The organism is Rothia sp. HMSC064F07, from assembly GCF_001837265.1.
Classification (GTDB): domain Bacteria; phylum Actinomycetota; class Actinomycetes; order Actinomycetales; family Micrococcaceae; genus Rothia; species Rothia mucilaginosa.
Genome location: NZ_KV831926.1, coordinates 339,767 through 353,334 on the forward strand (window position 1 = coordinate 339,767; position 13,568 = coordinate 353,334).

Sequence of the window (13,568 nt, forward strand, 5' to 3'; positions counted from 1 at the left end):
AGCGGATAGCTTATTGTTCATTGACCTCGCGGGGCTTCTGGGCGGGGTTGGTGACTAGCGGTTCGTCCTGGGTGATGGGCTCGGCGTCACCGTTCAGGTCGTAGACCTGGGCATCTTCGGGGATTTCCATGGCGGGAGCGCCGGGAATCCGGTCGTAGTCACCGGTGAGGCTCTCGCCGTTGGCTCCTGCCGTGAGAGCTTCTGTGGTTGCTTTGGCTGCCTCGGCGGCGGCGGCTCTATCGGCAATCTTGGTGTTAGACGCGCCTGCGCTCAGTCCCTTAGAGATCACCTTGATCGTCTTGCGCGGTCGTAGGTAGGTCACCCTACCGTTCGCGTCCAGGTTTCCAGCCTGTTTAGCCAGTTTGAAGCTGTTGATAATGCCTCGTCCACAGAAGTACTTATCGCATTTGATGCGGTTCGTCCCCATGAGAGTAAACGCCTCCTCGACCTGCTTAGTGGTCATGGAGGTGCCGTTGACCAGCTGCTGCGCCAGCAGAGCGGAGACGTGCGGTGCCGACATGGAGGTGCCGCTCTCATAGTCGTAGCTGAACTTAGTATTATCAGGGCGGTCGAGGCTGTTCATGGACAGGGTGAGGATGTTTTCACCCGGTGCCAAGATGTTAACCCTCGTGCCGTAGTTCGAGAATGATGCTCGCGTGCCAGCCTTAGTGGTTGCGCCAACCGTGATGACGCCCATGCAGTTGGCGGGCGCGTACTTGGAGGCCTCCGTGTTGCCGTTACCCGCTGCTGCGACCACGATTGCGCCCTTGGAGCGGGCGATGTTGATGGCGCGCTGGTAAGCGGCGGGGCACTGGGTTACGGTGCCGATGGACATGTTGATAATCTTGGCGGGGTAGGTGTTATCAGGCACCCCGTCGACGTGTCCGCCGGCTGCCCAGATGATGGCGTCGGCAATGTCGGAGGTGCGGCCACCGCATCGGCCCAGCACGCGCACGGGCTGCACACGGGCGAGGTCGGCGGTACCAACCATGCCCATGCCGTTGTTGCCGCGGGCGCCGATAATGCCGGCAACGCTGGTGCCGTGCCAGGTGGAGGTGTGGGCGTTCGCTTGATCCTTGCAGAGGTTGTAGGGCGCGTAGTCGCCTTCATCCTTGGGGTTGGGGTCGCGGCCGTCGCCGTCGCGGGCGCTGAGGGGGTCGCTGACGAAGTCGTAGCCGTTCGCCATGCCGGTGACCAGGTCGGGGTGCGGTACGTAGCCGGTGTCGAGTACGGCGACCTTCACGTATGCGCCGCGGCGCAGGCGTGCGTTACCGGTGTTCTGAACGCCGGTGGTGGGGTTGGTGAGGTTCCACTGCTTGCTGTACTGCGGGTCGTTGTACTGGAAGGTGATGTCGCCCTCTGCGGCGGGGTAGTTGATGTAGTCGGGTTCGACGGAGGCTACGTCCGGGTCGGAGGCGACCTTCGCCATGAACTCCTTCGCCTCGTTTTTGTTGAGGGTTTTGGAGGTCTGGATGACGGCGTCATCGGTGGAGGTACTGCGCAGGATTTGAGTGTCAACGTTCAGAGATTCACTGGCAACATCAACGGTGTCTTTAACGTCATTAGCAATGTCTTGGATTGCATCCCGATTGCCTTCGTTCTGCTGCTTACGCTGCTTGGCTTCGTCGGTGTAGGTGACGATGAATCGGTCGAAGTTCTGCTGGGGAAGCGTGCCGGGGGCTGCCGCGGTGGGGGTGGTGGGGCGTGCTACGCCGTTGCGTGTGAGGGTGAGGGGGCTGACGGGGCCTTCAATCTGGGGCGCTGCCTGAGCTGCTGCCAGGATGGCTTCGTCGCTGGGTGCCTGCGCGAGGACGGCGGGTAGGTCGCCTCCGAAGAGGAGTGCGCCGGCGGCGAGCAGGCTCATGGCTGCGTGTGCGGGGCGCTTGCGGCGGCGGTTATCGGGGCAGGGGTCATCGGTGCGGCGGTTATCGGTGTAGAGGTTATCGGTGCGGCGGTTATCGATGCGGGGGCGAGGAGGTGTTTCGGTGCGCTGCGCACCGATGTATGGAAGCCTCATCTGGTTCTCCTGATGTAGGTGGTATGCGGACTGTGTGATGTGTACTGGTGCTTCCGTCTGCAGATGCACGAGGTGCGTATAGGGTTTTTACAGGGCACTAAAAGGGACCTCTTTGGGTGCGCTGAAGTAATGAATGGGGTGAGGGAATAGTGTTTTGTAGACCCTTTTTCGTACCGAAAGAACCCTTTTTTGGACGGTGTGCAACGTACATTTCTAAGGTATCACCTCAAGGTGAACTTGAGGGATTTTTGAGGTGCTTTTCACGGGTTAATGTGCAGAAAATCAACCTCTGGAGGCTGAATAGTGCCCAATGATTGAGAGTTTATGTAAGTAAAGCTTGAGGGTTGGAATATGCGAGGCAGGATATGCGGTACCTCTTGCTGACAGGGGAGAGAAATAAATGTTTTAACACTGTGGTGTAAGCACTGAAATGCATTAAAAATGCAGTTGATAGCAAAAAATAAAAATAGCCCAAAATACGCGTGAAAATAAATAAAAAGCTGGCATCAAACACACGGGGCAGCACGCCCCGCCGGTAGACACACAAAGACCGGGGCGGCCACCGCATCGGTGACCGCCCCGGTCTATAGAATCATCAGCACCAGCAAACTGGCGCTCGCTACCTACTGGAGAAAGCGTCCTTAGGAAGCGTAGGAGCCCAGCAGGCGAACCGCGCCGCCGTCCACGCCCTTAGCGCCCTGAACGTAATCGGGGTTGTTAGCCTCGGGCTCACCGGCGGCAACAACGTCACCCATAATCCAGGAGGGGATACCGCGGTCGTTCAGACGCTTGGTAGCAGCCTCAGCCACGGAGGGGTCAACGATAGCAATCATGCCCACGCCCAGGTTCAGGGTGCGCTCCAGGTCGGCAAGGGGCACGTTGCCCAGCGAACCGATCAGGGAGAAGATGGCGGGAATCTGCCAGGTGGAGCGGTCCACGCGACCCTCCAGGCCCTGAGGCAGAACGCGAGCCAGGTTAGCAGCCAGGCCGCCGCCGGTCACGTGCGAGAAGCCGCGTACACCGCTACCGGTGGTGCCGTCTTCGCCGTTGACGGGGAATGCCGCCGCCAGATCCAGGCAGTCCGCCGCGTACACGCGGGTGGGCTCGAGTAGCTCCTCACCGATGGTGCGACCCAGCTCGTCCACCTGGCGCTCCAGGCCCCAGCCGGCTACGTTCAGGACCTTGCGGACCAGGGAGTAGCCGTTGGAGTGAATACCGGAGGACGCCATAGCGATCAGCACGTCACCCTCGCGCACGCGGTCCGGGCCGAGCAGCTCGTCCGCTTCAACCAGACCGGTTGCGGCACCGGCGACATCGTACTCATCCTCGGCCAGCAGGCCGGGGTGCTCAGCGGTTTCGCCGCCAACCAGGGCGGTGCCAGCCTGTGCACATGCGCCAGCGATACCGCGCACAATGTCAGCGATACGCTCGGGAACGACCTTGCCGGTGGCAATGTAGTCGGTCATGAACAGCGGCTTAGCGCCGCAGACCACGATGTCGTCCACGACCATGCCGACCAGGTCGTAGCCGATGGTGTCGTGAATATCGAGTGCCTGCGCAATAGCGACCTTGGTGCCCACACCGTCGGTGGAGGTAGCCAGGTAGGGCTTGCGGTACTTGACGAGCTCGGAGACGTCGTACAGGCCCGCGAAGCCGCCCACGCCACCAACGACGGAGGAGTTGTGGGTCGCCTTGATAGCGCCCTTCATCAGCTCAACGGCGCGATCGCCAGCCTCTACGTCAACACCTGCGCTCGCGTAGGTTACGGTGGTGGTGTTCTCGCTCATTAGGATTCCTTCGGGGTAGCGGTAGCGGAGGAGTTTGCGGGGATGCGGTCCTGCTCGGTGAGCAATGCCTCGAGGTCGGCGTCGGGGCCGGGGTTGCACATGCCCATACCGGCGTCGTCTGCGGCAACCTGTACTGCGGAAGGGTCGAACTTCGTTTCGAGAGTTTCGGTGCCTTCGCGGGTCTCAATGGAGACGGCCTCGGCGTGCTCAGGCTTGGAGGGGACGGGGCGCTCCACGGTCACCTCAGCTGCCTTGCCGGCGAGGGGTCCGCCCTTGCCCTTTTCTCCAGCGTCGAAGAGGGACTTGCCGCGTCGTTCCTCGCTCGGCAGCTCGATCGGGTATTTGCCGGTGAAGCATGCGGTGCACATGTTTTCGGCGGGCTGCTCGGTGGCTGCCATCATGCCGTCCTGAGAGATGAAGCCGAGCGAATCGGCACCCAGGGAGGACGCGATTTCGTCCACGGACAGACCGTTCGCAATCAGCTCCGCACGGGAGGCGAAGTCAATACCGTAGAAGCAAGGCCACTTCACGGGCGGGGAGGAGATGCGCACGTGCACTTCCTTCGCGCCAGCTTCGCGGAGCATACGCACGAGGGCACGCTGAGTGTTACCGCGAACAATGGAGTCGTCAATGACGACGAGGCGCTTACCGGCAACCACGGACTTCAGCGGGTTCAGCTTCAGGCGGATACCGAGCTGGCGGATAGTCTGCGAGGGCTGAATGAAGGTTCGGCCCACGTAGGCGTTCTTGACCAGGCCGTTACCGTAGGGGATGCCGGACTCTTCGGCGTAACCAATAGCAGCCGGAACACCGGATTCGGGGGTGGGCATGACCAGGTCAGCTTCAACAGCGTGTTCGCGGGCGAGCTGACGGCCCATTTCTACGCGGGATTCGTAGACGCTACGGCCGGAGATGGTGGTGTCCGGGCGTGCGAGGTAGACGTACTCGAAGACGCAACCGGCGGGCTTAGCTTCTGCGAAACGCTGGGAACGCAGACCGTTCTCGTCAATGGTGAGGAATTCGCCGGGCTCCACTTCACGCACGTAGGATGCGCCGACAATATCAAGTGCCGCGGTTTCGGATGCGACAACCCAGCCACGCTCCAGACGACCGAGCACGAGGGGGCGTACACCCTGCGGGTCGCGTGCAGCGTAGAGGGTGTGCTCATCCATGAAGGTGAGGCAGAAAGCACCGCGAAGGGTCGGCAATAGGTCGAGTGCTGCTTCTTCAAGGGAATCGAAGTCATGCTCTGCCAGTAGAGCCGTAACGAGTGCGGTGTCGGTGGTGTTACCCTGAGCAAGCTCACCGTGCTTGGGGGGCTTGCCGCCGTTCTTTTCGAGGATACGGTCGTAAAGGTCAGCGGAATTGGTGAGGTTACCGTTGTGCGCCAGGCAGAGCGTGCCGTGCGGGGTGGTACCGAGGGTGGGTTGTGCGTTAGCCCAGTGGGATGCGCCGGTGGTGGAGTATCGGGCGTGGCCGATAGCGTGGTCGCCGGGCATGGAGCTGAGGGTGGCTTCGTCAAAGACCTGGGAGACGAGTCCCATATCTTTGTACACGTGGATGCGTTTGCCGTTACTGGTTGCGATACCTGCTGATTCCTGGCCGCGGTGCTGGAGCGCGTACAGGCCGTAGTAGGTTAGCTTTGCCACGTCCTCGCCGGGTGCCCACACGCCGAAGACGCCGCAGGCGTCCTTGGGGCCGTGGTCAATCGGATCGAGGTCGTGAGTGAGTTTTCCGTCGGGGCGAATCAATTCACTTCTTTTCGACGATGGGACTGCGGATGCGTCTGTGCAAGCGCAAGATTAGGGCGTGTTGCCGCACTCACACCTGCCTGTGTGTGCTGTAGCATACACCAGACCTTTAAAAGTGTACCGGGTTTCGGAGCCGATGCGGTGAAAGATGCGCTAAATACCTCAGGATGGACCACTAGAACAGGCACCAAACACGCCAAATCACGAAAACTGCGTGGACCTGTGAGCTCGTAGCGAACTCTAGAAGAGCGGCAACAAACCCGAAAGGTCACTACGCTCACCCGACGCATCCAGCGCACCGGCACTCACCGCCTGCGCCCACGAACAGGCACCCAGAACCAGCGCCGCCCACACGAGCGGAGGCGCCTCCACCACGGACGGCGGGGTGCCGCGCGTATGGCGAGGACCCGCCACGCACTGGGTCACGCCCAGCGGGGGCACACGTACCTCCACACTATTGCCGGGGGCGAGGGTCGCCAGCTCCTCCAGGGTGAAGCGCACAAAGGTAGCGCGCACCGGGCGGGGGAGCGCGGCAAACGCCTGCTCCACCTCGGGGCTGTTCAGCAGGTACTCGCCTCGGGCATGCGAATCTGCAAGTTCACCGGCTGCCGCACGCTGCGCCTCAAAGAAGGCACGCACTTCGCGTACCGCCGCCATGCCCGCTTCTTCGCTAGTCTTACGCCGAATCGCCATGACTAGTTCTCTTCCGGGGAGCCGGGAACCAAATCCTCGCGGGTGAAAAGCTCCTCATGTACGCGCAGCTCACCCACCACAACCGGCTTGCCGTCCACGTAGCCGCCGGTCACCGGACGCACCACCAGCGCGAGCAGGCGCTCGCATTCCTCGGCGCTCAGGTAGCCGCCAGCTTGCAGAGCACGCAGAGCCACGGCGTACATGGCGCGGTGCGAACCGTCGCTCATCTTCACCACCACGGACGCGCCCGAACGCAGACCAATGCAGAGCACGCCCTCCGCGCCGCCCTTGACGATTGCGTCCAGTTCTTCGCTGAGCACGGTGTCGGGGGAGCCGGGTGCCTGAATCAGTTCGGGGTAGTCCACCATGGCGGTGGCGACCGTGGAGGCGCGCGCATCCGCCCCGAGGTTGCGGATTGCTGAGCCGAGGGTCGAGTAGGCGCGTGCGGCACCGGCAAGGGAGACGGCGTGCACGGGTGCGCCGCAACCGTCAACGCCGATGGTGGCTACCGGCTCGCCGGTGAACGCCTCAATTTCTTCGGTGATGACCTGCTGCAGCGGGTGTGCGGGGTCGAGGTAGTTGTGCAGGGTCCAATTCTGCGAGCCCTCTTCGAGGTCGCCGCGCTCAAGCTTGGCGGTGCACGCCCACAGGAATGCTGCGTGCTTGCCGGAGCAGGGGTGCGCCAGGGCAGTAGCGGCAAGGTTCGCCTGAGTCATTGCCTGGCGTGCCTGCTTATCGGCAGGGAGCATGGGCTTGAGCGCCAGGTTTGCCGGGGTGAGCGGGTTGGTTTCGGTGCTGCCCTGGGTGAGTACGTCCTGCACGGCGCGCATCTGTTCGAAGGTGCCGCGGTGCGAACCGCAGGCGATGGCGACCTGGGAACCGCGCAGGGGTGCGCCCGCCTTCATAGATCCGATGGCCTGCAGTGGCTTGAGCGCCGAGCGCAAGAAGAAAGGCTTGCGGGCGTCGCCGAGGCTCAGGGCGACTTCTCCCTTGGGAGAGAGGACGACGAGGCGTCCGCGGTAGGTGGCTTCGACTAGGTCGTTGCGGGTGAGCTGCGCGAGTTCTACGTCGAAGGCGCTGCTGTGGTCGGTGGTGTGAGTGGTTGCCTGTGGGGTGGTGCTGTTGGTCATTCTTCTAGTTTAAACGGGGCGTGCGGCTTGGCCCTATTTGTCTCTGGTGGCGCGGAGCTAGGATGGGCTGGCGCAGTCGAGGGAGGGGCGTGTGAAGAGATTCACGTTTACTGCGAGTTGAAGTTATGAGTAACTCATTTTTATAATTGAAGTGCGCTCAAGCGCAACGGGTAAGACTAAGGTACGTGAGCGAGGCACAGCCCGCACGAACCGAAAAACCCAGCACCGCATAGGACCGACCACGATCGACGCCCGACGAACCATTCCGGAGCCTCGACGTACCGCCTCATGAATATGGCGATGACCAAGGCAGCGGCAGATGAGCAAAACCCCACCCCGTCAATCGATGAGCTATGAGTGTATCCATGGTTCATCATCTCTGACATGCCCCAATATGCAGTCTGAGAACGGGTATATGTATCCAGTTAGGAAATTGATGCGGCCCCGGGGTCCTATATCTAGGCGAAACTAGTTAGACGCGACCCGGTACGAGTATGCATCCTTAACGCCGCTCACCCCTCAACTCACTCTTGATTGGTGAGCGGCAAACCATGTAAAGGAGTACATCCATGGCAGAGCAGAACAACACCTCCGCAAACACCTCCGCACAGAACACCTCCCCCAAGGGCGGTTTGAGCGCAGAATCTGAATTCCACGCAAAGTTCTTCCCCATCCTGGCTCGCGTTGCTTCTGTGACTGCAGTGCTCATGTACGTGTTCTACTTCCCGCAGATTATCGGTAACCTGAACGGTCACAAGGGTGACTGGATCCAGCCTCTGGTTGCTGCTGTGAACTGCACCCTGTGGGTTCTGTACGGTCTGTGGCGCCCCAAGAAGGATGTTCCGATTATCATCGCGAACGCTCCCGGTATTCTTTTCGGCGGCCTGGCAGCTATTACCGCCCTCATCTAGTGCTTTTAGCTTGATTCGGTAGCTTCGGTTACCGCGCTGTGCGGCTCTTCTCTAGCGTGCATTCTTGCGAATGTGCCGCTACATGAGAAGGGCCGCATTTTTAGTGTGCTCAGCTCACATTTTTGAGAGGGTACCGGGTACCCTAAATACTATGAAGGTTTTGGTACTGGGCCCCGGCGGCCGTGAACACGCTATTATCCGTGCGCTTCTGCGCGACCCTGAGGTGACTGAGGTGCACAGCGCCCCCGGCAACGCCGGTATTGCTCAGGATGTTCCCGTCCACGCAATTGATGCGAATGATCCCGCCCAGGCAACCGCCCTGGCACGCGAACTGAACGCCGACCTGGTCGTTATTGGCCCGGAGGCACCGCTGGTCGCCGGTGTTTCTGATGCACTGCGTGAGGCGGGTTTTGATGTTTTCGGCCCCTCTGCAGCTGCCGCTCAGCTGGAGGGTTCTAAGGCTTTCGCTAAGCAGGTCATGGAAGAGGCTTCCGTGCCGACCGCTCGCGCCTACGTGGCAACGAACGCCGCTGAGGCGCAGGCGGCACTGGATGAGTTCGGTGCACCCTACGTGGTCAAGGATGACGGCCTGGCTGCGGGTAAGGGCGTTGTGGTGACCGAGGACCGTGCTGCGGCGCTGGAGCACGCTCAGGCTTGCTTCAACGCTGGCGGCACCGTGGTCATCGAAGAGTTCCTGGACGGCCCCGAGGTGTCCCTCTTCGTCATCTCTGACGGTAAGAACGTTCTGCCGCTGTCCCCGGCTCAGGACTTCAAGCGCATTTTCGACAACGACGAGGGCCCGAACACCGGCGGTATGGGCGCCTACACCCCGCTTCCCTGGCTGCCCGAGGGCTTCGTACAGGAGGTCGTGGAGAAGGTTGCCCGCCCGACCGTGGCACGTATGGCTGAGCGCGGCACCCCGTTCGTGGGCGTGCTCTTCTGCGGTCTGGCTGTGACCAGCCGCGGCGTGCGCGTTATCGAGTTCAACGCCCGCTTTGGCGACCCCGAAACCCAGGCGGTTCTGGCGCGTCTGCGCACCCCGCTGGGCCAGCTGCTGCGTGCGGCTGCTCGCGGTGAAATTTCTGAGGGTACCGAGCTGGAGTGGGATCCCCGCACCGCAGTGGACGTGGTCATGGCTGCTGAGAACTACCCGGACACTCCCCGCAAGGGTGACGTCATCTCCGGTCTGGACGAGGCGAACGCTCTGGAGGGCGTGCACGTGATTCACGCGGGCACCGTGGTTTCCGGCGAGGAGATTCACACCGCTGGCGGCCGCGTGCTGGCTGTTGTGGCGCTCGGTGAGAACCTGGGCGCTGCCCGCGATGCCGCCTACGAGGGCGTCCGCGCTATCTCCTGGGCTGGCGCGCAGTACCGCACCGACATCGCGCTGAAGGCTGTGGAGAACCGCATCCAGATTCCCGCCCCGCGCGGCTAAAACCTAAGGTGACCGGCTTCCCCGCTTGAGGGTGGGGGAGCCGGTCGCTTCTTTGCCACTCGCTTCTTTATTCCTCGCCGCCTCAGCTTTTCCCGGGTTCATTTCCTCAGCTCGGGGTGCTGTCGGCGGCGACCGGGGCAGGTTGGGCTCTCAAGATTGTGCCGTATTGATGACTGGTTGGCACTATCGGGAGCCGTGCCTGTCGCGGTATTGTAATTACACAGACTTTTTGCATCCACATCACACCACCTCATCAGGAGAAATTCTCATGACTTCTCGTTCTAACCCCGTGGAAATCCCGGGCTGGACTCACATTTATTCCGGTAAGGTCCGCGACCTGTACGTTCCGAATGAGGAACGTTTTGATGCTACCGGCTTGACCGTCAATGATGACGCTGAGCTGCGTGCCGGTTCGGTTATGGTTGTTGCCTCGGACCGTATTAGCGCTTTTGACCGTATTCTGCCCACCGAGATTCCGGATAAGGGCAAGATTCTGACTCAGATGTCCCTGTGGTGGTTTGAGCAGCTTAAGCAGGTTCCGAACCACGTGCTGTCCACTGACGTTCCGGATGTTGTGGCTGGTCGAGCAATGATTTGCCGCTCCCTGAACATGTTCCCGGTGGAATGCATTGTGCGCGGTTACCTGACCGGTTCGGGTTTGGCTGTGTACAACGAGACTGGTGAGATTGCTGGCGTGAAGTTGCCTGCGGGTCTGGTGGATGGTTCCCGCCTGGAGACCCCGATTTTCACTCCGACCGGTAAGGCTGAGGTCGGTGAGCATGATGAGCTGGTGACCCGTGAGGAGCTGTACGCTGAGGTTGGTCAGCCGGTGGGTGAGCGCCTGGAGGAGCTGAGCCTGAGCCTGTACACCACTGCGGAGAAGATTGCTCGTGAGCAGGGCATTATTCTGGCGGATACCAAGATGGAGTTCGGTACCGATTCGTACCGCGGCGAGATCACTCTGGGTGATGAGGTTCTGACCCCGGATTCTTCGCGTTTCTGGGATGCCCAGCAGTACGAGCCGGGTCATGCCCAGCCGAGCTTCGATAAGCAGTATGTGCGTGACTGGCTGCGTTCCCCGGAGGCGGGTTGGGACGGTTCGGATAACGTGCCGCACCTGCCTGAGGAGGTTGTGGAGAAGACTCGTGCCCGTTACGTTGAGGCGTATGAGCGTCTGACCGGCACGAAGTTCTAAACTCTATATTTCGGGCTGAAATAAGTCTTTGAGATAGCTAAAGGGCGGTGCCCCGGAAGGTCATTCTTCCGGGGCACCGCCCTTTAATCCATAAGCTCTTTTACATGCATTCTTATAGGTGCTATACGTCATAAATACATCTTGTGTGTCTATTGTACGGGGGGGGTTGTCCTCTATCATACTTAGTAATCGGCTCATGATGCTTCTACTCCGCAAAACGCAGGTTTACACCATATAGCTGGTCTGTAGATAGCCCTCACGATACGCTCGTATCACTGCCGGTTCTCGCCCATCAATGATGCTTGAGAAAGGTGAAGTCCATGGCAAAGAAGCCCTTCGCATCCCTCGCCCTTATCGGTATTGCCTGTTGCCTAGGCGTATCGAGTTGCTCCACCACTGTTGAAGTTAAGCAAGACATTCGTAATGTCCTGGCAAGCTACGAGAATCCCTCCCCGGATATTAACGTGGCCCTCGTCAACGAGGTCAAAAAGTGTATGAGCGAGAAGTCCTTCACCTACTCCGGTAGCCAGAACATTATTGACGGCTCCTCCGTTCATGAACTTGCGATGAGTGGCGCCCACTTCGCCAACGAAGAAGCGGCCACCCAGGGATACTGGTCCACCCGGCAGGGCAACGCTAGCTCCAGCAATGCACCCGCGATGGAAAACCCGGCATATCGGAAAGCATTTCAAGGCGACCCCCAAGCCGCAGACAGCAAAACCGTTACCATCACGATGAGTAACGGCGCTCAGTTCGGCATGGCAACAGATTCTTGCATCGGACGTGCGGCAGAAGCTGTCTTCGGCTCAGCAGAAAACTACCTCAAATACACCAACTTCGTTAACGAACTCATCACGGGTGGATCCAAAAATAACGCGGTAGAAGAAATGGGGAAATACTACCGTAATGACACCACCTACGGTGCATGCATGAAAGAAGGCGGATACGCCGATATCCAGCACTTCGGAGATGCTCCCAGCTACGCAGAGAAAACCTGGGGTAAGTACAAGGCAGCCAATGTAGCCGCCAATGCGGAAGAGCAGTCCCTAGCTCACGCCGACTACAACTGCCAAAAGTCCACTGGAATCCTGACTAAGGCACAGAATATCTACTACGAAAAGGCCGCGACCTGGCTCAATGAGCATGAGCCGCTCATCCTTGAAGTACGCGATATCGAACGTCAGGCCCAGGAGCGTGCCGCAGCTCTACTCAACGGCAACTAGCCAAGGGCAACTAGCCAACGGCAAATAGTAAACGCTGATTCCTCGTTGGACATTTTCTAGCGAGATTTTTCTACCGATCCTCTGCTCTCAACCGCTTTCACCAGCGGATGAGGGCAGAGGATACAGCCCTTTATTCAGTCCCCGCCACGTTGTTTCCCTCAGCAATTACCTCTAGTCCCGCCCCATATTTCACCGCAGAAAGGTGAACCCATGAACACGCAGCAGAGTTCAGAAAACCCCCGCCGCGCCGCCACGACGGCAACCATACGCGCCTACCTGGTTCCGGTGCTCGTCATTCTGCTCGTCATCACCGGCGGGTTCTCCATCTACGCGCTCAACACGGGGCTACGCACCAATGTTGAATCCAATGCGCAGCCGTCCCGCGCCGCGCAACTAACAACCCGAATCAGCACGCAGACTGTTACCCGCACCTACTCGGGAGAAGTCAGCGTGTCACCCGCCCGAAGCTACACCGTAGGAACCCCTCAAGGGGTGGTGACCAGGGACGGCGCCAAAGCGGGCACCCAGCTGAGTAACGGCTCAATTATCACCACTATCAATGAGCGTCCCATCATTGCGTTCAAAGGTAGCATTCCCGCCTACCGCGACCTTGCCGTAGGCGCTCGCGGCGATGACGTTAAACAGCTCCAAGAAGCTCTAGAATCGCTCGGCTACAGTATCTGGGATGAGGAAGGAAGCTACGGCGAAGCAACCGCCAACGCTGTCTACCGTTTCTACCTGGATCGTGGCTACTACCCTCCCGGGGATACTGACCGAACCGAAGAAGGACGCTACAGTACCGCACTGCCGCTCTCTGAATACCTCTTCGCTGACGGCAATGAATACACCGTAGATAACAGCTGCGGTACCAAAGGCCAAACCTCAACTCCGGCGCTGTGCACCCTATCCGCGGGTGGATACCGTCTGGTACTCTCCGCGGACGGTAGCGCTCTCAGCAATGAACTCGCTGAGGGACAGAAAGTCCAGATTCTTACCGATAACGGAAGTCCCCTCGAAGGCACCCTGGGCGCGGCCCTCACACCCGAAGGTTCAACTAACGCTGACGGCGGCGCTAACGCAGGTACCTCCAACGGTGCGCAGAACAGCGCGCGACCTAACAGCGATACCTCCGCACAGGGAGCTACCGCACGGAAACGCTACCCCATCACAATCGACTTGCCGGAAAACACGACGGCATCAACACGTTTTCAAGCAACCGTCACTCTCAACCGAGGCGCTGAAAACGCCCTCGCAGTGCTCGAAGCAGCCGTCAAAACCGAAGAAAACGGAACGCACTCCATCACCCTGGAGAACGGTCAGAGCGTTCCCGTCACCCTCGGTGTGTGCTCCGCCGGAATCTGCGAGCTCGTCAACCCCGCTGCAGAACTCAAGGCAGGTACCGTCGTGAAGCTGAAGGAGCGCTAAA

10 protein-coding genes are annotated in these 13,568 nt (G+C 60.1%); 5 read left to right on the forward strand and 5 right to left on the reverse strand.

From position 1 onward, the window contains the following. Window positions 1-10: 10 nt before the first annotated feature. The 5 genes from HMPREF2712_RS03875 to HMPREF2712_RS03895 form a co-directional block, all read right to left on the reverse strand. Window positions 11-2,017 (reverse strand): S8 family peptidase, encoded by a 2,007-nt coding sequence (locus HMPREF2712_RS03875; protein ID WP_049327452.1) that lies wholly within the window; start codon window positions 2,015-2,017, stop codon window positions 11-13. 641 nt (window positions 2,018-2,658) lie between these two features. Then, on the reverse strand, window positions 2,659-3,804 hold the full coding sequence (purM, locus tag HMPREF2712_RS03880; protein ID WP_060824316.1) for a phosphoribosylformylglycinamidine cyclo-ligase: 1,146 nt from the start codon (window positions 3,802-3,804) through the stop codon (window positions 2,659-2,661). Next, window positions 3,804-5,555, reverse strand: a complete 1,752-nt coding sequence (gene purF / locus HMPREF2712_RS03885) for an amidophosphoribosyltransferase (protein WP_070819320.1) — start codon at window positions 5,553-5,555, stop codon at window positions 3,804-3,806. The genes purM and purF overlap by 1 nt, the downstream gene beginning before the upstream one ends. Before the next feature lie 240 nt (window positions 5,556-5,795). Then, on the reverse strand, window positions 5,796-6,248 hold the full coding sequence (locus tag HMPREF2712_RS03890; RefSeq protein ID WP_070819321.1) for a sterol carrier family protein: 453 nt from the start codon (window positions 6,246-6,248) through the stop codon (window positions 5,796-5,798). Between the two features lie 2 nt (window positions 6,249-6,250). After that, window positions 6,251-7,378, reverse strand: coding sequence for an asparaginase (locus HMPREF2712_RS03895; protein WP_060824318.1), 1,128 nt, complete (start codon window positions 7,376-7,378; stop codon window positions 6,251-6,253). A 569-nt stretch (window positions 7,379-7,947) separates the two neighbouring features. On the opposite strand from HMPREF2712_RS03895, the gene HMPREF2712_RS09145 reads away from it, so the two are divergent. The 5 genes from HMPREF2712_RS09145 to HMPREF2712_RS03920 all read left to right on the forward strand — a co-directional run bounded on the left by HMPREF2712_RS09145 (window position 7,948) and on the right by HMPREF2712_RS03920 (window position 13,567). Beyond that, the gene (locus tag HMPREF2712_RS09145) at window positions 7,948-8,289 is read left to right on the forward strand and encodes a hypothetical protein (RefSeq protein ID WP_070819322.1); all 342 of its coding nucleotides are present in this window, start codon (window positions 7,948-7,950) and stop codon (window positions 8,287-8,289) included. 151 nt (window positions 8,290-8,440) lie between these two features. Continuing rightward, the gene (gene purD, locus HMPREF2712_RS03905; RefSeq protein WP_070819323.1) at window positions 8,441-9,724 is read left to right on the forward strand and encodes a phosphoribosylamine--glycine ligase; all 1,284 of its coding nucleotides are present in this window, start codon (window positions 8,441-8,443) and stop codon (window positions 9,722-9,724) included. A gap of 268 nt (window positions 9,725-9,992) precedes the next feature. Next, window positions 9,993-10,919 carry a phosphoribosylaminoimidazolesuccinocarboxamide synthase gene (locus HMPREF2712_RS03910; RefSeq protein WP_049340964.1) on the forward strand — a complete coding sequence of 309 codons (927 nt, stop codon included), beginning with the start codon at window positions 9,993-9,995 and terminating at the stop codon, window positions 10,917-10,919. Window positions 10,920-11,239: 320 nt separating this feature from the next. Next, window positions 11,240-12,142, forward strand: a complete 903-nt coding sequence (locus HMPREF2712_RS03915) for an adenylate cyclase (RefSeq protein WP_070819324.1) — start codon at window positions 11,240-11,242, stop codon at window positions 12,140-12,142. A 210-nt stretch (window positions 12,143-12,352) separates the two neighbouring features. Continuing rightward, window positions 12,353-13,567, forward strand: coding sequence for a peptidoglycan-binding domain-containing protein (locus HMPREF2712_RS03920; RefSeq protein WP_070819325.1), 1,215 nt, complete (start codon window positions 12,353-12,355; stop codon window positions 13,565-13,567). The last annotated feature ends 1 nt before the right edge of the window (window position 13,568 follow it).